The 20,961-nt window shown below is 69.2% G+C and carries 21 protein-coding genes; 11 read left to right on the top strand and 10 right to left on the bottom strand.

The features are described 5' to 3' along the window. Positions 1-71 precede the first annotated feature (71 nt). Positions 72-1,286 (top strand): GGDEF domain-containing protein, encoded by a 1,215-nt coding sequence (locus tag HDA45_RS29950; RefSeq protein WP_343072189.1) that lies wholly within the window; start codon positions 72-74, stop codon positions 1,284-1,286. A 6-nt stretch (positions 1,287-1,292) separates the two neighbouring features. Here HDA45_RS29950 and HDA45_RS29945 read toward each other — a convergent pair whose 3' ends face one another. After that, positions 1,293-2,645: a TrpB-like pyridoxal phosphate-dependent enzyme gene (locus tag HDA45_RS29945; RefSeq protein ID WP_184900923.1), complete on the bottom strand. Its 1,353-nt coding sequence runs from the start codon at positions 2,643-2,645 to the stop codon at positions 1,293-1,295. A 73-nt stretch (positions 2,646-2,718) separates the two neighbouring features. On the opposite strand from HDA45_RS29945, the gene HDA45_RS29940 reads away from it, so the two are divergent. Next, complete coding sequence (locus HDA45_RS29940; RefSeq protein WP_184900921.1) at positions 2,719-3,603, top strand: arginase family protein; 885 nt, start codon at positions 2,719-2,721, stop codon at positions 3,601-3,603. A 5-nt stretch (positions 3,604-3,608) separates the two neighbouring features. After that, positions 3,609-4,301, top strand: coding sequence for a dienelactone hydrolase family protein (locus tag HDA45_RS29935; protein ID WP_184906191.1), 693 nt, complete (start codon positions 3,609-3,611; stop codon positions 4,299-4,301). An 82-nt stretch (positions 4,302-4,383) separates the two neighbouring features. Here the strand turns inward: HDA45_RS29935 and HDA45_RS29930 are convergent, their stop codons facing one another. Next, complete coding sequence (locus HDA45_RS29930; RefSeq protein ID WP_184900919.1) at positions 4,384-5,070, bottom strand: hypothetical protein; 687 nt, start codon at positions 5,068-5,070, stop codon at positions 4,384-4,386. Between the two features lie 138 nt (positions 5,071-5,208). On the opposite strand from HDA45_RS29930, the gene HDA45_RS29925 reads away from it, so the two are divergent. Continuing rightward, positions 5,209-6,006: a PIG-L family deacetylase gene (locus HDA45_RS29925; RefSeq protein ID WP_184900917.1), complete on the top strand. Its 798-nt coding sequence runs from the start codon at positions 5,209-5,211 to the stop codon at positions 6,004-6,006. Between the two features lie 3 nt (positions 6,007-6,009). Continuing rightward, positions 6,010-6,474, top strand: a complete 465-nt coding sequence (locus tag HDA45_RS29920; protein ID WP_184900915.1) for a YfbM family protein — start codon at positions 6,010-6,012, stop codon at positions 6,472-6,474. A 329-nt stretch (positions 6,475-6,803) separates the two neighbouring features. Here the strand turns inward: HDA45_RS29920 and HDA45_RS29915 are convergent, their stop codons facing one another. Further along, complete coding sequence (locus HDA45_RS29915) at positions 6,804-7,211, bottom strand: RidA family protein (RefSeq protein WP_221471271.1); 408 nt, start codon at positions 7,209-7,211, stop codon at positions 6,804-6,806. Positions 7,212-7,259: 48 nt separating this feature from the next. Here HDA45_RS29915 and mtnA point away from each other — a divergent pair, with 48 nt between their 5' ends. Next, positions 7,260-8,225 carry an S-methyl-5-thioribose-1-phosphate isomerase gene (gene mtnA / locus HDA45_RS29910; protein WP_184900911.1) on the top strand — a complete coding sequence of 322 codons (966 nt, stop codon included), beginning with the start codon at positions 7,260-7,262 and terminating at the stop codon, positions 8,223-8,225. Here the strand turns inward: mtnA and HDA45_RS29905 are convergent. The 4 genes from HDA45_RS29905 to HDA45_RS29890 are packed head-to-tail and all read right to left on the bottom strand — an operon-like array spanning position 8,197 to position 11,642. After that, positions 8,197-8,901 (bottom strand): nuclear transport factor 2 family protein, encoded by a 705-nt coding sequence (locus HDA45_RS29905; protein ID WP_184900909.1) that lies wholly within the window; start codon positions 8,899-8,901, stop codon positions 8,197-8,199. The two genes, mtnA and HDA45_RS29905, sit on opposite strands and share 29 nt — an antisense overlap. A 58-nt stretch (positions 8,902-8,959) precedes the next feature. Then, positions 8,960-10,180: a GNAT family N-acetyltransferase gene (locus HDA45_RS29900; protein WP_184900907.1), complete on the bottom strand. Its 1,221-nt coding sequence runs from the start codon at positions 10,178-10,180 to the stop codon at positions 8,960-8,962. Between the two features lie 53 nt (positions 10,181-10,233). Next, on the bottom strand, positions 10,234-10,449 hold the full coding sequence (locus tag HDA45_RS29895; RefSeq protein WP_184900905.1) for a ferredoxin: 216 nt from the start codon (positions 10,447-10,449) through the stop codon (positions 10,234-10,236). A 2-nt stretch (positions 10,450-10,451) separates the two neighbouring features. Further along, positions 10,452-11,642 carry a cytochrome P450 gene (locus HDA45_RS29890; RefSeq protein WP_184900903.1) on the bottom strand — a complete coding sequence of 397 codons (1,191 nt, stop codon included), beginning with the start codon at positions 11,640-11,642 and terminating at the stop codon, positions 10,452-10,454. A 113-nt stretch (positions 11,643-11,755) separates the two neighbouring features. Here HDA45_RS29890 and HDA45_RS29885 point away from each other — a divergent pair, with 113 nt between their 5' ends. Together HDA45_RS29885 and HDA45_RS29880 are read left to right on the top strand one after the other, a co-directional pair. Continuing rightward, complete coding sequence (locus tag HDA45_RS29885) at positions 11,756-12,322, top strand: TetR/AcrR family transcriptional regulator (RefSeq protein WP_184900901.1); 567 nt, start codon at positions 11,756-11,758, stop codon at positions 12,320-12,322. A 42-nt stretch (positions 12,323-12,364) separates the two neighbouring features. Continuing rightward, on the top strand, positions 12,365-13,279 hold the full coding sequence (locus tag HDA45_RS29880) for a phosphotransferase (protein WP_184900899.1): 915 nt from the start codon (positions 12,365-12,367) through the stop codon (positions 13,277-13,279). Here HDA45_RS29880 and HDA45_RS29875 read toward each other — a convergent pair. After that, entirely contained in the window at positions 13,260-14,462 is a 1,203-nt protein-coding gene (locus tag HDA45_RS29875; protein ID WP_184900897.1) for a cytochrome P450, read from the bottom strand. The genes HDA45_RS29880 and HDA45_RS29875 overlap by 20 nt on opposite strands. Before the next feature lie 76 nt (positions 14,463-14,538). Continuing rightward, on the bottom strand, positions 14,539-15,099 hold the full coding sequence (locus tag HDA45_RS29870) for a TetR family transcriptional regulator (protein ID WP_184900895.1): 561 nt from the start codon (positions 15,097-15,099) through the stop codon (positions 14,539-14,541). 51 nt (positions 15,100-15,150) lie between these two features. On the opposite strand from HDA45_RS29870, the gene HDA45_RS29865 reads away from it, so the two are divergent. Next, complete coding sequence (locus tag HDA45_RS29865) at positions 15,151-15,696, top strand: SRPBCC family protein (protein ID WP_184900893.1); 546 nt, start codon at positions 15,151-15,153, stop codon at positions 15,694-15,696. 476 nt (positions 15,697-16,172) lie between these two features. Here HDA45_RS29865 and HDA45_RS29860 read toward each other — a convergent pair whose 3' ends face one another. After that, the gene (locus HDA45_RS29860) at positions 16,173-18,956 is read right to left on the bottom strand and encodes an FAD-binding and (Fe-S)-binding domain-containing protein (protein WP_221471270.1); all 2,784 of its coding nucleotides are present in this window, start codon (positions 18,954-18,956) and stop codon (positions 16,173-16,175) included. Positions 18,957-19,042: 86 nt separating this feature from the next. Between HDA45_RS29860 and HDA45_RS29855 the strand changes: the two genes are divergently transcribed. Both HDA45_RS29855 and HDA45_RS29850 read left to right on the top strand, forming a co-directional pair. Next, on the top strand, positions 19,043-20,212 hold the full coding sequence (locus tag HDA45_RS29855; RefSeq protein ID WP_184900891.1) for a GAF domain-containing protein: 1,170 nt from the start codon (positions 19,043-19,045) through the stop codon (positions 20,210-20,212). Further along, on the top strand, positions 20,197-20,823 hold the full coding sequence (locus HDA45_RS29850) for a response regulator (protein WP_184906187.1): 627 nt from the start codon (positions 20,197-20,199) through the stop codon (positions 20,821-20,823). The genes HDA45_RS29855 and HDA45_RS29850 overlap by 16 nt, the downstream gene beginning before the upstream one ends. The last annotated feature ends 138 nt before the right edge of the window (positions 20,824-20,961 follow it).

Below are 20,961 nucleotides of genomic sequence, written 5' to 3'. Positions count from 1 at the left end.
ACGCGTGGTGCACCCACGCCTACCCATACAGCGTAGTGACACCTAGTATCCAACCGATTACGTTCGTCACCGTGGCGCTAACGAATTGGGCGCTGTGGCGGCTGCCCAATCGCGGTTTGATCGGCTTCGTCCTCCTGGTGGACGTCGCGGCGATCGCCGGATCCGCCTGGTCTTTTCTCCGCGTCCCCTTCACTCCGGGCGACGCCGTGCCCTTCGCGATCCTGATCGCCAGTGTCGTGCTGTACACGGAATTGTCGCGGCCGGTGGAGCGCGTGCGGGAACGGTTCGCGGGCACGCCGCACATCTCGCTCGACAGTGTCTGGACCTTCGCGGCCGTGTTGCTGGTGCACCCCGGGCTCGCCGCACTGGTCATCGCCATGTCGTTCTTCTACCGCTGGTTCCGCGGGCAACCGAACCCGTTGTTCCGTCGGACGTTCTCCGCGTCGGCGACAGTGCTCTCGGGCTTCGCGGCCGCGGTGTTCCTCGCCCGGTACGCGGACCCGTTCGACGTCCTCCCCCGCGACGTCCGCTCGTTCGGGCTCGTGGTCGCCGCGGGCGGAGTGTTCCTGCTGGTCAACACCGCGCTGATGACGACCGCGGTGTACTACGGCACCCCGCACGACAGGCTGCGCGACGCGCTGGCGAAGCCGTTCGAGTACGCGCTCGAGACGGCGACGATCGCGCTCGGCATCATCGTGGCGTGGGCGCTGCGGGACTGGCCGGTGGTGCTGCTGCTGGTCGTCGGGATCACGCTGGTGCTGCACCGTGGCGTGCTGCTGAGGCAACTGAAACGGCAAGCGCGCAGCGACGCCAAGACAGGGCTGCTCAACGCGAAGGCGTGGCGCGAGGCCGCGTCCGACGAACTCGATCGCGCGCGGCGCGCGGGACGGCACACCAGCCTCCTGATGCTCGACGTCGACCGGTTCAAACTGATCAACGACCGGCACGGGCATCTGGTCGGCGACCGGTATCTCGCCGCCATCGCGGAAACGCTGCGCACCGAAGTGCGCGGCACGGATCTGGTCGGACGGTTCGGCGGCGAGGAATTCGTCGTCCTGCTGCCCGGTACGCCCGCCGTGCACGCCCACGCGATCGCGGAACGCATCCGGTCGAGTATCGCGGGCCGGGCCGGTGACCTGCCGGAGCACGTCACCGTGTCGATCGGCCTCGCCGACCGGCCGGGGGTGGCCGACCTCGACGCGGTGATCGCCGTCGCGGACCGGGCGCTGTACGAGGCCAAGAACACCGGCCGGAACCGGACCTCCGGCTATCAGGTGACCGGCTGACCCGGGTCAGGGAAGCCCGGCCAGCGACTTCTCGAGGGCCTCGTCGGGCAGCGCGTTGTCGACGATGTCGCCCGCGAGGTACGCGCCGTACGCCGGGAGGTCGAGGTGGGCGTGCCCGCACAACGCGGTCAGAATCACCTTCTCCTCGCCGGTTTCCTTGCACCGCAACGCTTCCTGGATACAGGCGGCGAGCGCGTGCGTCGGCTCGGGCGCCGGGATGATGCCCTCCGTCCGAGCGAACCGGACACCCGCAGCGAAGCAGGCTTCCTGACCGATGGCGATCGCGTCGATGAGGCCGAGCTCGTAGATGTGCGAGATCAGCGGCGACATCCCGTGATAGCGCAGGCCGCCGGCGTGGATGGGGTCGGGGATGAAGCCATGACCGAGGGTGTGCATCTTCAGCAACGGCGTCAGCCCCGCGGTGTCGCCGAAGTCGTACGCGTACTTCCCCCGGGTGAGCGAGGGGCAGGCGGCCGGTTCGACCGCGCGGATCACCGGGTCCATCCGCCCGGCGAGTTTCTCGCGCAGGAACGGGAAGGCGAGCCCGCCGAAGTTGGACCCGCCGCCGGTGCAGCCGACAAGGACGTCCGGAGTGTCCCCGGCCAGCTCGAACTGCTTGAGCGCCTCTTCGCCGATGATCGTCTGGTGCAGGAGGACGTGGTTGAGCACGCTGCCGAGCGCGTAGCGGGTGTCCTCCGCCTGCGCCGCCTGCTCGACGGCCTCACTGATCGCGATGCCGAGGCTTCCGGTCGATCCCGGGTCGGCGGCCAGGATCGCGCGGCCGGACGCGGTCAGCTCGGACGGGCTCGGATGCACGGTGGCGCCGAACGTCTCCATCATCAGCTTGCGGTAGGGCTTCTGGTCGTACGAGGCGCGGACCTGCCACACCTCGCATTCGAGCCCGAAGGTGGCGCAGGCGAACGCGAGCGCGCTCCCCCACTGCCCGGCGCCGGTTTCCGTGGTCAGCCTCGTGACGCCCTCGGCCGCGTTGTAGAACGCCTGCGGCACCGCGGTGTTGGGCTTGTGCGAGCCGACCGGGCTGACACCTTCGTACTTGTAGTAGATGCGGGCGGGCGTGCCGAGCGCCTTCTCCAGCCGCCTCGCGCGGAACAGCGGCGAAGGACGCCAGAGCCGGTAGACGTCCAGGACCTCTTCGGGGATGTCGACGTACCGTTCGGTGGTGACCTCTTGCGCGATGAGCGCCTGCGGGAACAGCGGTGCGAGATCTTCCGGGCCGACAGGCTCGCGTGTGCCCGGATGCAGGGGCGGCGGTGGCGGCTCCGGCAGATCCGGGATGACGTTGTACCACCGGGTCGGCAGGTCCGCTTCGTCGAGGATGTACTTCGTCCGCTCCGCCATTGAGCCTCCTCCGTTCTCTTCAACCTAAAGGGACGGACGGCGTGACACCAGGGATCGCTACTACGGTGTGGGCATGGGGAATCTCGTACTGCTCGACGCACCGTCGAATCTCGGGCTGCGTCCACCCGCCGAAGGAGTGGTTCCGGGCTGTTACAAGGCGCCGGGCGCGCTGCGTGACCACGGCCTGCTCACACGTTTGGGGGCGGCCGACGGCGGAGTCGTCACTCCGCCGCGGTATCTGCCCGACTGGTCGCCGGACGGCCGCGTCCGGAACGCGGCCGGTATCGCGGCGTACACGGCGGCCCTCGCCGGGCGTGTCGCGAAGATCCGCGCGGACGGCGGCTTCCCGGTCGTCCTCGGCGGCGACTGCTCCATCGCGCTCGCCGCGATGCTGACCCTGCGTCGCGAAGGGCGCTTCGGCATCGTCTACTTCGACGGTCACGACGACTTCCGGCACCCCGGCAACTCCGACTTCGTCGCCAACGTCGGCGGCGAAGCGCTCGCCGTCGTGACCGGCCGCGGCGCTCCGGAACTGACCGATGTGGACGGCCTTTCGCCCTACGTCCGGGACGAAGACGTCCTCGTGCTCGGTGTTCGCGCGGAAGAGTCCGCCGAAGCACGGGAAGCCGGGCTTCGCGTCGTGACCAGCCAAGAGCTCATGGCCTCCGGCACCGAGGAGGCGCTCGCCGCCGCACGCGAGATTTTCGCGCCACTGGACGGTTTCTGGATCCACATCGACATCGACACGCTCGACCCGGAGTTCGTGTCCGCCGTGGACAGTCCCGACCCCGGCGGGCTCAGCCCGGACAGGCTCGTCGAACTTCTCCGCGGCCTGCTCGCGATCCCCGGCGCGGCCGGACTGGAACTGACCATCTTCGATCCCGACCTCGACCCCGACGGCACGCAGGCCGCCCTGGTGACGGACTGTCTCGTGCGCGCACTGGAAGGACTCCGATGACCCAGGTGACTCAGGTGACCGTCGCCGACGGCTCGTTCGACGCCCCGCTCTGGCTGCCCGAATCCGGCTCCGGCCCGGGTCTGGTGCTGATCCAGGAGATCTTCGGTCTCGACGACTACCTCGAATCGGTCGCCGCCGACCTGGCCGCACTCGGCTACGTCGTCGCCGTGCCCGAACTGTTCTGGCGGATCGCCCCCGGCTGGTCGGCCACCCACGACGAAGCAGGCGTCTCGGCGTCGATGGAGGTCGCCGGCAAGCTCGACCCGGCACGCGCCGTCACCGACGTCCTCGCGACCCTGGCGACGCTGCGCTCCCTGCCCGAAACCGACGGCCGCGCGGGCGTCTTCGGCTTCTGCCTCGGCGGCTCTATGGCCTACGCGGCCGCCGCCGAAGGCGCCCCGGACGTCGCGGTGTCGTACTACGGTTCGCGGGTTCCGGAGCAGCTTCCGTTGCTGGACAAGATCACCTGCCCGATCCAGTTCCAGTTCGGCGAGGCGGATCCGTACATTCCCGTCGAGGGAGTGCGTCGCCTGGCCGACGCGGTCGCTTCCCACGAGGGCGCGGAGATCCACATCCACGAGGGGGCGGGACACGCGTTCCACAACCATGTCGCGCCGATGTTCCACCAGCCTGAGCCCGCCGCGGCCGCTTGGGCGCTGACGCTGGAATTCCTGGGACGCACGTTTCCGGCCTCGTGAGTGGGGATGCTTAGCCGGGACTGTGTGGATTTCGGGACGTCAGATGTCCCGAAATCCACACAGTCGGGCGTCGCTGTTCCGGCTAACAGCGGCAGAGACCATCGTCGCGGACCGCGATACCGCAGCCGTCGCAGTAGTCGACCTTGACGTGTAGTGGCGTCGGACGTGCGGTCGATGGGTTAAGCGGTTTCGCCTTGCGGGATCGGACTTCACCGCGGAGCGCGGCAATCGCCGCACTGCTGACACCCGCGAACCCCGCCTCCTCGACCGCTTCCCGCCATTGGCGATTGCTCGCGCCCGGATGAGTTCGCAACCACTGGACGGCGAAGCCATGCCACGCTACATCGTCGGCGGAACGACGCCTCTTGTTTCCCGAAGTGCTGCGGCGGACGTGTTTCTTGGCCCGTGCCGGGTCCGTGCGTGACTTGACACGCAAGCGCTCGATCAGCTGCGTCGTCGCGTTCTTGTGGCCCGCCGAGCGCAAGGCGCGCAAGCACTCACGGTTCGTTCCCTGAGGGAAGGCAGCCAGCCATTTCCTTGCTGCCGACTGCCAAGTGCCTCCGGAGACAGCAGATGGCACCGTGCGCGGACCATCGGGCGCCGGAACACGCTTTTTGTGTCTGAGCCGCTGCCCGCTCCCATGGACGATCCACCCTTGAGCCGGTGACTCCCCGAAAACCTCCGGATCCGGAATGTCATCGTCAGGGCCGTACTCCGGCATGACCTCGTGTCGATGTGCCCGGGCCAGATACCAATCGTCGATCCCCACCACAGTCGGCCACCTTCCGCCCTGTCGTCCGTGTGACATGAGTCGTGTGAATGGCCGAATCCGCAACCTGCGATGGTCAACTGTCACGCAGGCGGGCATCGTCGGAATATGTCGGTGCCTCCCGGTAGTTTCCCCACCATGGCCACATTGGTGAGTTTTCACGCCCACCCCGACGACGAGTGCATCGTCGCGGGCGGCGTCATGCGCAAGGCCTTCGAGGAAGGTCACCGTGTCGTGCTCGTCGTCGCGACCAGGGGGGAGGTCGGCGAGGTCCCGGACGGGTTCCTCGACGACGGAGAGGAGTTGTGGCAGCGCCGCGTGCAGGAGACGCACGCTTCGGCCGAGGTGCTGGGAGCCAAGCGCGTGGAGTTCTTGGGGTACACCGACTCCGGCATGATGGGCGAGCCGCGCAACGACGTGCCCGGCACGTTCTGGCAGGCCGATGTCGAGGAGGCCGCGCAGCGGCTGGCCGAGATCCTGCGCGAGGAGCAGGCCGACGTCCTGACCGTGTACGACGACAACGGCGGCTACGGGCATCCGGACCACATCCAGGTGCATCGCGTCGGCATGCGCGCGGCCGAGCTGGCGGGCACGCCGCGGGTCTACGAGGCGACGAGCAACAGTGACGAGATGCGCCGCGGCATGGAGGAGGCGGTGCGGACCGGGGAGATGAAGGCCGAAGACCTTCCCGATTTCGAAGAGGGCGGCGCCGAGTTCGGCAAGCCGGAAGCGGTGCTGACCGCGCGGGTGGACGTCCACGAGTACCTGCCCCAGAAGCGGGCCGCGATGCGCGCGCACGCCAGCCAGATCAGCGAGGACTCGTTCTTCCTCGCGATGCCCGACGAGGGTTTCGCGCGGGCTTTCGGCGTCGAGTGGTTCATCCGCGCGGGGCAGGGGCCGGGCATCACCGAGACCGATCTGATGGCGGGTCTCTGACCGATGGGCATGTGCGGTGCGTATCTGCGGGTCACGCCGGATGAGCTGCGCGAGCTGATCGAGGAGCCCGATCGGTACTGGGGGTTCGCGGAGAAGGCCGTGGGCACCGAGCGGGCGGTGGACGTCGACAAGGCCTGGCACGCGCTGTGGTACCTGGCCGAGCGGGCCGGATCCGAGGTCGACTTCGTGCTGGGCGGAACACTGCTGGGGGAAGCCGACAGTGACGGGCCGCCGCGGTACTTCACGGCCGACGAGGTGCGGAAGGCCGCCGCGGAGCTGTCCGGGACGGGGTTCGACCAGCTCTCACGGGGCGTCGAGCTCTCGGACCTCGAGGCCAACGGCATCTACCCGTCGATCTGGGACGAGCCCGAAGCGCTGGACTACGTGAGGGGCTACCACGACGAGCTCGTGACCTTCTTCGCCGGAGCCGCGAAGGCCGGTGAACCGGTCGTCACGATCATCACCTGACGTCGCCGCTTCCCAGGTCCCGATGAGCCTTCGCCGCGTCCGACGCCGAGCGGCCGTGTCGCGAAAGCCACTTTCGGGACGTCTGACGTCCCGAAAGTGGCTTTCGCGACACCCCGGGTGAGCGAAGGCGTGACTCGCGTGTTCAGGAACGGATCTCGCGTGCTCAGGCGGCGAACTCCGTCATCGTCGCCCGATCACACGAGATCCGGCTCCAATCACACGTGATCGCCCCCCAAGCACGCGTGATCGCCCATCCCGCCCGAACACGCCACGGTTGCCCTTCCCCTCGACAACCCGAATCGCCACTCGCGACCCACTTGGCGGGACGGTCAGGCCGTGGCGGCGGTGACGTCGAGTTCGACGAGCTGTCCGGGGTAGCCGAGCTGCGCGACGCCGAGCAGGGTGCTCGCGGTCGTGAAGGCGTCCCCGATCTTCGACTCGACGAACCGGTCCCACACGGCCGAAAGCACGTCGGCGTCCGGTGTCACCACGTAGATCACCGTGCGCACCACGTCGGCCGGGGTCGCCCCGGCGAAGGCGAGTGCGGCGGCGGTGTTCGCGACGACCTGGTCGACCTGGGCGAGAACGTCACCCTCGACGACCTTCCCGTCTTCGGTGAGCGGGCACTGGCCGGCGAGGTGGACGTCCCGCCGTCCTTCGACGATGGTCACGTGGTGGTAGGTGGGCGTGGGGTGCAGACCGGGCGGATGGTGGCGTTGAATGGTCACAGGCCGCATCCTCACCGAGGCGGCCGAGGCCGGACAACCGGATTTCACGGGGGAGCCATGCGCAGGACGATCGACTGGACCGGCGACGCGGTCACGATCATCGACCAGACCGCCCTTCCCGCCGAGTATCGCGTGCTCGAGCTGCGTACGGTCGGGGAACTCGTCGACGCCGTCCAGCGGCTCGCGGTCCGCGGGGCACCGGCGCTCGGCGCGGCGGGCGCGCTCGGCGTGGTGCTCGCGACCCGCGCGAACGGTGACGTCGAGGCCGATGCGGACCGTGTCGCCCAGGCCCGGCCGACAGCGGTCAACCTGAGCTGGGGTGTCTCCCGAGCGCTCGCGAAGCTCCCGGAGGGGCCGGAAGCGGTCCTCGCCGAAGCGCTGGCGATCCTCGACGAGGACGAGCGGATCAACCGCGAGGCCTCCCGGCTGGCGGCCGAGGTGGTGCTCGCACAGTGCGGGCGGCGGCCGTTGAGCCTGCTCAGCCACTGCAACGCGGGCCACCTCGCGACGGTCGCCTGGGGCAGCGCGCTCGGTGTCGTCTGGCATCTGCACGCTCGTGGCCTGGTCGGTTCCGTACTGGTCGACGAGACCAGGCCGCTCCTGCAGGGTGCCCGCCTGACCGCTTGGGAGCTGGCCGAAGCCGGTGTCCCGTACCGGATCCAGCCCGACGGCGCGGCCGCCGCCGCGATGAGCCGCGGCCTGGTCGACTGCGTGCTCGTCGGCGCCGACCGGATCGCCGCCAACGGCGACGTCGCCAACAAGATCGGTACCTACGGTCTGGCGATAGCGGCGAAACACCACGGGATCCCGTTCGTGGTGGTCGCCCCATCGTCCACTGTGGACTCGGCGATGCCGGACGGCGCCGGGATCGTGATCGAGGAACGCGACCCCGGCGAAGTCCTGAGCTTCGGCGGCACGAAGGTCGCCCCAGAAGGTGCGGAGGTGTTCAACCCGGCCTTCGATGTGACGCCGTTCGAGCTGGTCACCGCGGTGGTCACGGAGCAGGGTGTGCTGAGCCCGTGAGCAGCTTGGTGAACAAGGCCGCCATCTCCGCGTCGTCGTAGTTCAGCGGAAGCGTGTCGAAGTAGTGGCGGATCGCGCCCCGCCCGGTGCGCGTGATCATCCCGAAGTCGATCGTCCGCCCCTTCGCCCGCACGGTTCCGCGGTACTCCTGGAACCTCGTGTGCGGACCGGCCGCCGTCTGATCGGGCTTCAGGCGGACGTCGGTCATCGCCTCCGAGAGCCTGCCGAGGTGGCGGAGGGCGCCCTTTTCGAGGGGGCGGAACCATTCCGTCCGATCGTGGTAGCGGCGCCCCTGGACGACCTCCCCGCCCGCGAGCACCACGCGGTACACGGCCGGGTACCGCACGGTCTCGCCGCCGATCACCGCTTCGTTGGCCGCTTCGTAGAACACGGTGTCGCCGCTGACCACGATCTTCACCGGCGTGAACCGGAAGGTCGGGAAGGCGCCCAGCAGGGTCCGCAGGTTGCCCTCGATGTTCGTCCTGCCCTTCACCGGCGGAGCGCTTCCCGATTCCGCCAAGGTCCCGTCGGCGGCGAAGATCGAGCCGTACAACCGGACACGGGCTTCCCGCTCTTCCGGCGTCGCCGACCGCATCGCCCCGAATTCGGTCTGCTTGGTGATGAAAGCGCGGGCACCCGGCGAAACGGCGCCTTCGACCTCGAAGATTTCTCCCACCTGCTCACCTTGGCAACCGAGGCAGCGGGAAGTCGATTACCCGCCAGGTAATGCCGCGCTAGAAGGATTCGAGACAGGACGGCTCACGGTCGGTGGCGAACGCGGCCGTCGCCCGCGAGACCGCGCCGGCGCTCCGCTCCTTGATCCGCCCGGCCGCGGCCAGCGTGCTCGGCCGGGTCCCGCCGAGGAAGATCGCGCCGAGGTCGATCACGTCCAGTTCGAGATCGGGCGCGTCGGTCACCCTGGTCACCTCGGCGTTCCCGCCCTCGTCGGTGACGAGCCGCCAGTTCCCGGTGTTCCACGGGCAGAACGCGTCGTGCACGCCGAACACCAGATCCACCGGAGCGTTGTAGCGGCGGGTGACCAGGCCGCGATCGACGTCGACGATCCGGAACCACAGCGAGTCACCGGCGGACCGGGTCATCTTGCGGGGGTTGGCGAGGAGGTGGATGAGCGGTTCGTCGAGGGCGGCGAATGCCTCCACCGTGAAAATCAGGTCGTAGTCGAGCAAGTAGCGATACAGCGTCGCGTAGGTCTCCGGCGTGTTCGCGACCAGTTCCTGCACCGTCAACGTCCCTCGCGGGCCCTCTTCGTTCCAGTCGTTCTTGACCCGGTAGATCGCGTAACCGTCCGGCAGGACGGCGAATTTCAGCGCGGTCGCGCCGTGGCGCCGGTACTCCGGGTCGTCGAGCAGGAATTCCCACGTGGACTCGGGCCTGTCGAGGGCACCGACCCGCAACGGCGCTTCTTTCTCGTAGATCGCCTTGATCAGAGGGATCGCCTGCTCACGCCGGACTTCACGCACCCGCTCCGCTTCGAGTTCGACGCCGGGCCGGAATTCCGCTTTCGCGTGCACCTTCGCGCGGAAGAACTGCGCCGCGAGGCCGTAGCCGAAGCGGGGGTAGATGACCGCTTCGGACGCCCACAGCGCGGCGATCGGTTCGCCGCCGTCCTCGTGCAGGCCGTGCAATTGCGCCCGCATGACCCGGGTGAGCGCGCCCCGCCTGCGATGCCCCGGTGCGACACCGACCGAAGTCACCGCGGCGAGCGGCGTCTGCCCGGCACCGGGAACGGTGATCTTGCGGGTGAGCAGTTCACCCGTTCCGATGAGCTCTTCGCCGTCGAACACACCGTGCGTACGGTCCGGCTCGAACACCAGCTCTTCGCGGTGTTTCAACCCGTCCGTGGGGTCGGTGAGGAAGGCGCCCGCGAGCAATTCCGCGAACGCGGGCAGGTCGTCGGTGGTCAGGGTGCGGAGGGTCAAGCCGTCATCGCTCACCCTGTCGTCCTACGCCAGTTCACCGACGACCGCCACGCATTAAAGAGCGGACATCAGGGCCGCGGCCCGATCACTTCACCCTTTTCCTTGACCTCGATGGCCATCGCGGGGCAGGAGTCCGCCGCGTCCAGCACCATCTCGTCCGGGTTCACCTCGCCCTCGATCACCGTCGCCGTGACGCCTTCGAGTTCGAAGACCTCCGGCACCAACGCGGCACACATCCCCGAGCCGATGCACGTTCCGCCATCGACCTCGACTTTCCAGCTCATGCTCACCATCCGATCGGCATGGAGCGGGGCCCCCGCACCAGCATCTGCGTCTTCCACACGATATCGCCGTCGACGCGCAGTCCGGGGAGATCTCGGAGTAATGCCCGCAGGGCTTCCTGCAGTTCCAGCCTGGCCAGCGGGGCGCCGAGGCAGTGGTGCACACCGTGCCCGAAACCGAGGTGGGGATTGGCTTCCCTGCCGAATTCGAGGGTTTCCGCCGAGGTGAACTGGAGCGCGTCCCGGTTGGCGGCGCCGATCGCGACCATCACCGGCTCGCCTTCCTTCACCAGCACGTCACCCACTTGGACGTCTTCGGTGGCGTAGCGGGCGAACCCGGCTCCGGCACCCAGCGGGACGAACCGCAGCAGTTCCTCGACCGCCGCCGGGATCAGGTCCAGGTCCGCGCGCAGCCGGGCGAGCTGCTCCGGCTGTTCGAGCAGGGCGTAGACGAAGTTCGGGATCTGGCTCGCGGTGGTCTCGTGCCCGGCGACCAGGATGCCGATGCACATGTCGACCAGTTCCAGCTCGCTCAGCCTGTCGCGGACGTCGCGCGCTTCGATCAGCGCGGTCATCAGGTCGTCCTGCGGCCGGGCACGGTGCTCTTCGATGAGCACGTGCATGTACGCCCGCAGCTCGTCCTGGTTGGCCATCATCTCTTCGGTGGTCAACGGGCTGGTCGACAGCGCGGCGTCGCTCCACACGCGGAACTTCGGCCGGTCCTCGACGGGGACGCCGAGCAGTTCGCAGATCACCGCCACCGGGATCGGCAGCGCGTAGTCCTCGACCAGGTCGGCGGGCTGTCCCTTGGCCTTCATGTCCTCGATCAGGCCTGCCGCGAGATCCGCGACCCTCGGCCGCAGCAGTTCGACGCGGCGCATGGTGAACGCCTTCGCGACCAGCGTGCGGAGCCGGGTGTGGTCGGGCGGGTCCATGCTCAGGATGCCACCCGGCCGCCTGCCCGGCGCCATCCGCGGCTCGTCCTTGTCCGTGGCCATCGCGCGGGAGAACCGCCTGTCGCCGAGGACGAACCGCGCGTCCGCGTACCGGGTGGCGAGCCACGTCGGCTCACCGTGCGGGAGGCGGACGCGGATCATGCCCTTGGCCGCGCGGGCGGTGGCGTAGGCCTCGTCGAGTTCGAGTCCCGTGTCCTGGTTGAACGGATAGGCGATGAATTCGGTGTCTGTGGTGGTCATTTGTCCGGAAACCCCCCGGCTCGGCGGTTTGTAAGCAACTGCTTACAACGCTAACCATGATCACGGTGAGCGTCAATGCGCCTACCGTGCGACGTCCGGCTAGCCTGTGCCCGATGACGGAAGAACCGCAGGTCCGCAAGCGCGACGCGGCCGCCACGAGAGCGGCCCTGCTCGACGCGGCGGCGGCGCTGTTCGCCGAACGCGGCTTCGACCGGACGACCGTACGAGACATCGCGAAGCTCGCCGGAGCCAATCAGGCGCTGCTGTTCCGCTACTTCGGGTCGAAGGACGCGCTCTTCGAGGAGGTCCTGGCACGCGGCGGACGCGAGCAGATCGCCACCACACCACCGGGCGAACTGCTCGGGACGGCGCTCCGCAGCATGCTGGAGTCCGACACCGGCCGTGACCGCACCCTCGACGCCTACCTGCGCTCGACAGGGCACGACAGCGCCGCCGCGGCGGTCCGACGGCAGCTCGGCGGGGAGTACGCGAAGGTGCTCGCGACGCTGACGGACGCCGAAGACGCGGATCTGCGGGCCGACCTCATCCTGGCGTGGCTGCTCGGGATCGGCCTGGTCCGCGAGATCACCGGTAAGGAACCCCTGGCCAGCGCGGATCCCGACGACGTCTGCCGCCTCGTGCTCGGCGCGGCTCGGACGCTGCTGGAACGCAGCGGGTAAATACCTCGCCGCGTCCGCTCCCCCTGTTCTACGGTCGGTTCCGTGATCTCGTTCCCGCCCGCCGGCACCGAAGCCGAGTTCGACGCCCTGACCAGGCAAAGCCTGCTTCCGGCCGTGACTTCCTTGACCGGATCGCTCGGTCTCGGCGAAGTCGTCCCGTTCACCGAAGGCTCGCTGCCGGTCTACGCCGTCGGCGAAGACCTGGTGCTGAAGCTGTTCCCGCCGGTGCATCTCGACGAACTCCCGACCGAGCGGACGATGCTCGAGGTCCTGCACGGGAAGCTGCCGATCCCGACGCCCGCCGTGCACGACGTCGGCGAGCGGGACGGTTGGGGCTACGTGCTCATGGAGCGCCTGCGCGGCGAAACGCTGAAGGACGCCTGGCCGAAACTGTCCACAGAGGACAAACACCGGCTCGCCCCCGAACTCGGCGAGGCGCTGGCCGTCCTGCATTCACTGCACGACCCGCGGCTGGACGTCCTGGATCCGCCGGACTGGGGCGCGTTCGTCGCCGAGCAGCGCGCGAACGCCGTCGAGCACCACCGCCGGACCGGCCTCGACGAGAGCTGGATCGCGCGGATCCCGGCGTTCCTCGACTCCGTCGAGCTGGGCAGCCCGCCCGCCGTCCCGCTGCACACCGAGTTCATGCGCGACCACGTCATGGTCGCCCATGACGGCGAACGCCCGCGACTGACCGGGCTCTTCGACTTCGAACCGGCGATGCGCGGCGCGGCCGAGTACGACTTCGTCGCCGTCGGCCTGTTCGTTTCCGGTGGGGACAAGGATTTCCTGCGGCGACTGCTCGCCGGATACGGCGTCGAACCGGACGAGGGGTTCTCCCGGCGCTGCCTGGCGTACGCGCTTTTGCACGTCTACAGCAATTTCACCTGGTACCTCAAGGTTCTTCCGGCGCCGGAAGAACCGACGCTGGAGAGCCTCAGCCGCGCTTGGTGGTAGCCCAGGTCACCGGCACGGCTTCCGGGCCGCGGATCGAAAGCGGCGGGCGCCACACGATGTCCGAAACCGGGACGGCGAGATCCAGTCCCGGGAGGCCGTCGAGCAGGGTCCGGAACGCGATCTCCCCTTCGAGCCGGGCGAGCGCCGCCCCGAGGCAGAAGTGGATTCCGTGCCCGAAGCCGAGTTGCGGCGCGTTCCGGCGCCGGATGTCGAACCGCGACGCGCCGGGAAAGGCGTTCTCGTCGCGGTTCGCGGCGCCGGTGTGCGCCAGTACGGCCTCACCGCGCCGGACCAGGCCGCCACTCAGCTGGATGTCCTCGAGCGCGACCCGGAGCAGCGACGCGTCGGCCGGTCCGTCGAACCGCATGATCTCCTCGACCGCCCCCGCCATCAGTCCGGGATCCGAACGCAGCGCGGCGAACTGGTCCGGATTCGCCGACAGCAGCACGATCCCGGTCGCGATCAGGCTGACCGTGGTCTCGTGCCCGGCCAGCAGGAGCTGAGTGGCCAGGTCGATCAGCTCCGCCTCGGTGAGCCGATCTCCGTCTTCGTCGCGGGTGTGCACGAGAACGCTCAGCAGGTCATCACCCGGCTCCGACCGCTTGACGGCGACGAGTGCCGCCATGTCGTCCGCCCCGTCACGACGGGCCCGCGCCACTTCAGCGGGGGTGTACGCCATCGGCGTGACGATCACCCGCGACCACTGACGAAACCGTTCCTTGCCCTCGAACGGGACGCCGAGGATCTCGCACATGACCGCTGTGGGCAACGGGAAGGCGAACGTCTCCACGAGATCCACCGGCGGATCGTGCCGGACCAGGTCGTGCAGAAGTCCTTCGGCGATCTCCTGGATCCGCGGCCGCAGCCCGGCGATCCGGCGGACGGTGAAGGCGGGCGCCGAAAGCTTCCGCAACCGGGTGTGATCCGGCGGGTCCATGTTCAGGATGCTGTGGTCACCGGTGGAGAAATCGCCCGGTTCGATGAGGCACGGCGCGCCGGGATCGAGCAGGTTCCGGGAGAACCGCGTGTCCGAGAAGATCAGGCGGACGTCTTCGTACCGGGTCACCAACCAGCCTTCGCAACCGCTGGGGAAGACGACCCGGGACATCGGCGGATACTCGGCGTAGATCGCGCCCATCGGGGTCGCGGGATCGTCCTTCGCCGCGGGATACGTGGCTGTCATGGGCCGATGATGAGTGGCGGGCGGCACCGCCGGAAGGCTCCGGCCGATCACCCGCCCGAAGAGCCGAAGATCCTTCTCACCGCGTGATAATCCCGCGCAGGAACTCCAGGTAGCCCGGCCGCTCGGCCGACGGCAGCAGCGTCCCGCCGCTCGCCCGCTGCGCCTGGATCAATCCGATGAAGGCCGTGTAGGCCAGCAATCCCCGATGTCCGGCCTCGACTTCGGGGCAGCCCATCTCCCGGAAGCAGCGGACGATGAAGTCGACGCGCCGCGCGGTGACGTCGGCGAGCATCGGACCGATCACCGGGTCTCCGGCGTCGGCGAGCAGGGCCAGTTCCGCGCGCTGCTCGTCCTTCGTTCCGAAGACGAGCTCGAAGAGTTCACGCAGCCGCGACGCCGGATCCGAGATCCCGTCCAGCAGCGCGATCAGCGCCTCGGTGTCCTGGTCGACCCAGCGGCGCACGGCGGCTTCGACCAGCGCGTCCCGGTTCGCGAAATGCCAGTAGAAACTGCCCTTCGTCGTCCCGAGTTTCGCCGCGATGGGCTCGACGGCGATCGCGGCGACCCCGCCGTCGCACAACGCCTCGAGCGCCGCGTCGGCCCAATCTTCACGGGCGAGCTTCCGTTTCCCGGCCACGGAGCATACGGTACCGTATGGAAAAACATACGGCACCGTACGGAGGCGGCCATGCCTTTCGGATCACTCGCGAACTGGGGCGCGACCCCGGCCGAGCGCCGCCGCGCACAGCCGGCGGACACGCTGCTCGACGGCCCCGTCGCGCTCTTCGACCGCGCCGTCACCGTGCGGGCGCCCGCCGCGCTCGCCTATCGCTGGCTCTGCCAGATCTCGGTCGCGCCCTACAGCTACGACCTGCTCGACAACCTGGGGCGCCGCAGCCCGGACACGCTCACCCCCGGCGCCGACGAGCTCGCTCCCGGCGACACGCTGATCGTGTTCGAGCTGACCGAGGTCGAGCGGGGCCGCAGCCTCACCGGCCGCACCTTCGCCAAATCCGAGAACCTGTTCGGACCGGTGGCCGCCACGTACTCGGTCGAGCCGATCGACGAGAACTCGTGCCGGATGCTGTGCCGCATCGTCGTGACCTCACAAGGGTTCCGCGGCCGCCTCAAGGAGTTCCTGCTCGGCTGGGGCGACCTGATCATGATGCGGAAACAGTTGCTGACGCTCAAGAAGTACGCGGAACGCGACGCTCTGACACTGCGCGCGTTGTGAGTGGCGTTTCGGTACGTGAAGGCGTAGCGGCCTTGTCGCGAAAGCCACTTTCGGGACATCAGAAGTCGCGAAAGTGGCTTTCGCGACACCCGAGACAGTCGTGAGTGGCGGTTCGGGTTCACTTGAGGGGAAGGTCGAACGTGGCGTGTTCGGGCGAGATGGGCGTTCACGTGTGATTGGGCGGCGATCACGTGTGATTGGGGGGCGATCACGTGTGATTGGAGCCGGATCACGCCCTCGCTCACCCTCAAGACAACCCGCAACGCGATTCACGACCAACTCGACCCACGCGGTCCGGGACTGAAGGCTTCTTCGTCACGTCCGAAACGCCACGAACCCGGGCAACGGCGTTGCGAAAGCCACGTTCGCAACCTTCAACGTTGCGAACGTGGCTTTCGCAACACCTGCCCCGCGACCGGCGCCGAAGGACAGCACGAGCACTCCACCTTTGCTTATCCCCCAAGACAAACCGGCCCTCAGTCACGAGAGGGCAGCGCGCGTCGTAGCAGCTCAGCCAGGTGCACGGCCTTGCGTCCGTCGAGTTGTTCGATCTGCGTCCGGCAGCTGAACCCGTCCGCGACCACTTCGGTGCCCTCGGCCGCGGCACGGATCGCGGGGAGCATGCGATCTTCGGCGCAGGCGACGGAAACGTCGTAGTGGCCGCGTTCGAAGCCGAAGTTGCCCGCCAGTCCACAGCAGCCGGAATCCATGGTGGAATTGTGGATACCCGCCGCGCGCATCGCCGCCTCGTCGGCGCCGAAGCCGAGCACGGCGTGCTGGTGGCAGTGGACCTGGCTGAGCGCTTCGACGTCCAGCGACCGGAACTCCAGCGGTGAGTCCTCGATCAGTTCGGCGAAGGTGCGGGTCTGCTCGGCGAGCAGTTTCGCCACCGGGTCACCGGGCAGGAGTGCCTCCAGGTCGCCGCGGAAGAGCGCCGTGCAACTCGGCTCCAAGCCTGCCACCCGGTACCCCGACCGCAGATACGGTTCGAGGACGGAAAGCGTACGGCGCAACACGTTCTTCGCCACATCCAGCTGCCCGGTGGACACCCAGGTGAGGCCGCAGCAGACGCCGCGATCGGGCAGGACGACGTCGTAGCCCGCCGCGGTGAGCACCTCGGCCGCGGCGTCGAGGACGTCCGGTGTGAGGTAGTTGTTGAAGGAGTCGGGCCACAGCACCACGGGACGAGGGCCGGTCGCCCAGCGCTTGAGATCGTCGCGGCGTCGAGTGAACGGCGTCCTGGCGAAGGTCGGCAGGTCGCGTTCCGGCGCGATCCCGCCGAATTTCTTCAGCAGGCCGGAGAACCGGCGTGACATCGTGTTCGCCAGCCGCGGCGCCAGCGAGGCCGCGCGCAGCCACACCGGGAGCCAGCCCATCGAGTAGTGCGACGCCGGGCGCAGCCGCCCTTTGTGGTGCTGGTGCAGGAATTCCGCCTTGTAGGTCGCCATGTCGACATCGACCGGGCAATCGGAGAGGCAGCCCTTGCACGACAGGCAGAGATCCAGCGCCTCGGCGACCTCTTCCGAACGCCAGCCGTCCGTGATCAGCTCGCCGTTGACCATCTCGGCCAGCAGATGCGCGCGGCCGCGTGTCGAGTGCTTCTCCTCGCGGGTGGCCCGATAACTCGGGCACATCACGCCCGCTCCGGTGGTGTTGCGGCATTTCCCGACGCCGACGCAGCGCCGCATCGCCTGCCCGAAGCTCCCCTGATCCTCCGGGTACGCGAGCGCGGTGACGTCCTCAAGGTCCAGCGGCGCCCGGCGGACCCGGAGATCGGCGTCGACCGGCCTGGGATCGACGAGGATGCCGGGGTTCATCCTGCCCGCCGGATCGAAGATCCCCTTGAACCGTGCGAAAAGCGCGAGGATCTCGGGGCTGTACATCCGCGAGAGCAGTTCCGAGCGGGCCTGGCCGTCGCCGTGTTCCCCGGACAGCGAGCCGCCGTGCGCGGCGACCAGGTCGGCCGCCTCCTCGAGGAACGACCGGAACCCGGCGACCCCTCGCGGGGACAGCAGATCGAAGTCCAGCCGCAGGTGGAGGCAGCCCTCTCCGTAGTGGCCGTAGACCACGCTCTTGCGGCCGTGCTTCCGCATGAGCTGCTTGAACTCACGCAGGTAGGCGCCCAAGCGTTCGGGCGGGACGGCCGCGTCCTCCCAGCCGGGCCAGGCTTCCTCGCCCCCGGCCAGCCGGGTCGCGAGACCGGCGCCCTCCTCCCGGATCCGCCACAGCCGCTTCTGCGCGGCCACGTCGTCCAGCAGCGCGGATCCGGTGAGCGCGCCGCGCAGTCCGGCGATCAGCCCACGCGCGCGATCCGGGTCTTCCATCTCGACGAACAACCAGGCACCGCCCGGCGGGAGTCCGTCCGCGCGGCCCGGTTCCAGCAGCGCGACGAGGTCCGCGTCGACCCCCTCCACCGTCAGCGGCGACCACGGCAGGATCGCGGGGACCGCGTCGGCGGCGGCGATGTCGGACTCGAAACCGAGCACCGCGAGCACCTTGCGTTTCGGTACCTCGGCGAGCGCGACCGTCGCCCCGAGCACGGTGACACAGGTGCCCTCGCTGCCGACCAGCGCCTTGGCGACGTCGAAACCGTTCTCCGGCAACAGGTGTTCCAGTCCGTACCCGGACACCCGCCTGCTGAACGAGGACAGTTCGGTGCGCAGCAACGCCAGGTTGTCCCGGACGAGCGCGCGCAACTCCGAAAAGACGCGGCCTTCCGTACCGGGTTCGGCCGCGCGTGCGTCCACTTCGGACGGTGAGGTGGGCCCGACGGTCAGCCGGGTGCCGTCGTAGAGCAGCACGTCCAGTTCGCGGACGACGTCCACCGTCCGCCCATAAGCGACCGAATGCGAACCGCAGGCGTTGTTGCCGATCATCCCGCCGATCGTGCAGCGCGAATGCGTCGACGGGTCGGGGCCGAACCGGAGCCCGTGCGGCGCGGCGAGCGCTTGGAGGTCGTCGAGGACGGTCCCTGGCGCCACCCGCGCCGTCCGCGCCCCGGGATCGAGGTCGAGGACGCCGCCGACGTGGCGCGACAGGTCGATCACGACACCCGGCCCGCACGAGTTGCCCGCGACGCTGGTGCCGCCGCCTCTGGCGATCACCGGCAGCCCGGCCTCGCGGCAGGCGGCGACGGCCGCGATCACCTCGTCGACGCTCCTCGGCACCACCACGCCCTCGGGCACGTGCCGGTAGTTGGAGGCATCGGTCGTGTACAGCGCCAGCGTCGCGGCGTCGGCCAGGATCTCCACGGAGTCCATTCAAGACAACCGCGGCCCGGAACGCATCGGCGAACCTCTCCGGCCGGGTGTGTCGGAAACCACGTCCGGTGTGCGATCGTGAGCGCGTGACGGCGAAACGCCAGGTCGCGGTGGAACTCGCCGCCGAGCACAGCGCGGTGCTCGGCGGGCTTCTGCGCGAGCGAGAAGCGCTGCTCGCCACCCTCGACAGGGTCGCGGCGCTCAACGGCACCGCGCGGCTGATCCGCGAGGCGATCGGCACGCATTCCGGCTTCGTCGCCGAGCTGACCGGCCCCGAGCAGGCGGTGATCCGCTGGATGTCGGGCACCCGCACGGACGCGCTGCAGGACCTCGCCGTGCCGATCGGCCAGGGCATCGGCGGCCGGGTGCTGGCGCTGGGCAGGCCGGTGCGGGTCAACGACTACGTCAGCTCGCCGAGCATCACCCACCAGTTCGACGCGCAGGTGCGCGGCGAGGGGCTGGCCGCGATGATCGCCGTCCCGATCGTGAGCGGGACAGAGACCGTCGCCATCGCGTACGCCGCCATGCGCGAGCCGCGCGACTTCGGCGACGACGCGATCCAGTCCCTCGAAAGCATCGCCGGCGAGGCGGGCCGGGCGCTGAAACTGGCGTCGGTCGCCGAGTCCGATCGGGAAACGGCGCTGTCCGCGGAGCGGCTCCGGATGCAGAGCGCGCTGCACGATTCGGTCGGCGCGCTGCTGTTCTCCATCGGGGTCCAGGTCCGGAACCTGCACGAGGACATCAGCGACAACCCGGCGCTCGAATCGCGGCTGCGGCGGCTGGAAGGTGACGTGTCGGCCGCGTCGCGGGCGTTGCGCGAGTCGCTGCTGGCGCTGTCGGAGTCGAGTCCGGAACGCGCGCTGCCGGTGGAACTGGCCGAGCACTGCCGTTCGTTCCAGGCCCGCTGCGGGGTCCCGGCGCGGTTCGTGCAGCTCGCGCCGGTGCCGCAACTGGACGCCGAACGCGCCGGGCTGCTGGTCGCGGCCGTCCGGGAGGGCCTGCTCAACGTCGAGAAACACGCCGACGCGCTGTCGGTCGTCGTCAGCCTGCTGCCCAGCGAGGAGGGCGTCCAGGTGGTCGTCGCCGACGACGGGACCGGTCATCGCGGCGAAGAACCGGCGCCCGGCACCGGGATGGGCCTGCGCGCGCTCGCCGAACGCGCCGCGCGGCTCGGCGGCCGGGTCAGCCTGGTCCACGACGAGGACGACGGGTGCACACTGCGCGCCTGGGTGCCGGAACCATGCCGTCGCCGGTGACCGTGCTCGTCGTGGACGACCATCCGGTGGTCCGCGACGGGGTGAGCCTGCTGCTGCGTTACGACCCGGCGATGACCGTGGTCGGCTCGGCCGAGACCGGCCGGTCCGCGATCCTGCGGGCGGGTGTGCTGAAACCGGCGCTGATCCTGCTGGACCTGCGGCTGCCGGACATGCTCGCGCCCGAGGTCATCGCCGAACTCCGGCGGGTGCACCCGGCCGGGCGGATCGTGGTGTTCACCGCGCACGGCGACCATCAGGGCGTGCGGGCCGCGCTGGACTCCGGGGCGCACGGCTGCCTGCTCAAGGACGTCGCCGGGACGGATCTGGTGGCGGCGTTGCGGCAGGTGCTCAAGGGTGATCGGGTCGTCGACCCGCGCATCTTCCCCGACGACGGCCATCGGTCCGACGCACTGGCCCGCAGCGGTCTGACGCGGCGCGAGTACGAGGTCCTGCGGCTGGCCGCGCAGGGGCAGACGAATCCGGAGATCGCGGAATCGACCGGGCTGGCGCGGAACACGGTGAAGACGTACCTGCAGTCCGCGCTGCACAAACTCGGTGCCCGCAACCGCGTCGAAGCCATCGGCAAGGCCTCCGAAGCCGGCCTCCTCTGACGCGTTTCGTCCTCTGGATGCGGTAGTTGCGCGTGCAAGGACCGCATCCAGAGGACTAAATGCGCCGTGTCCGTTTTGTAGCCGGGTGGGTCTCCAGGTGGGGGTAACGCGGCGGAGGGTGCCCACGCAGGATGACCG

This window comes from Amycolatopsis umgeniensis, from assembly GCF_014205155.1.
GTDB classification, from domain to species: domain Bacteria; phylum Actinomycetota; class Actinomycetes; order Mycobacteriales; family Pseudonocardiaceae; genus Amycolatopsis; species Amycolatopsis umgeniensis.
This window is presented reverse-complemented; position numbering and strand designations above follow the sequence as displayed.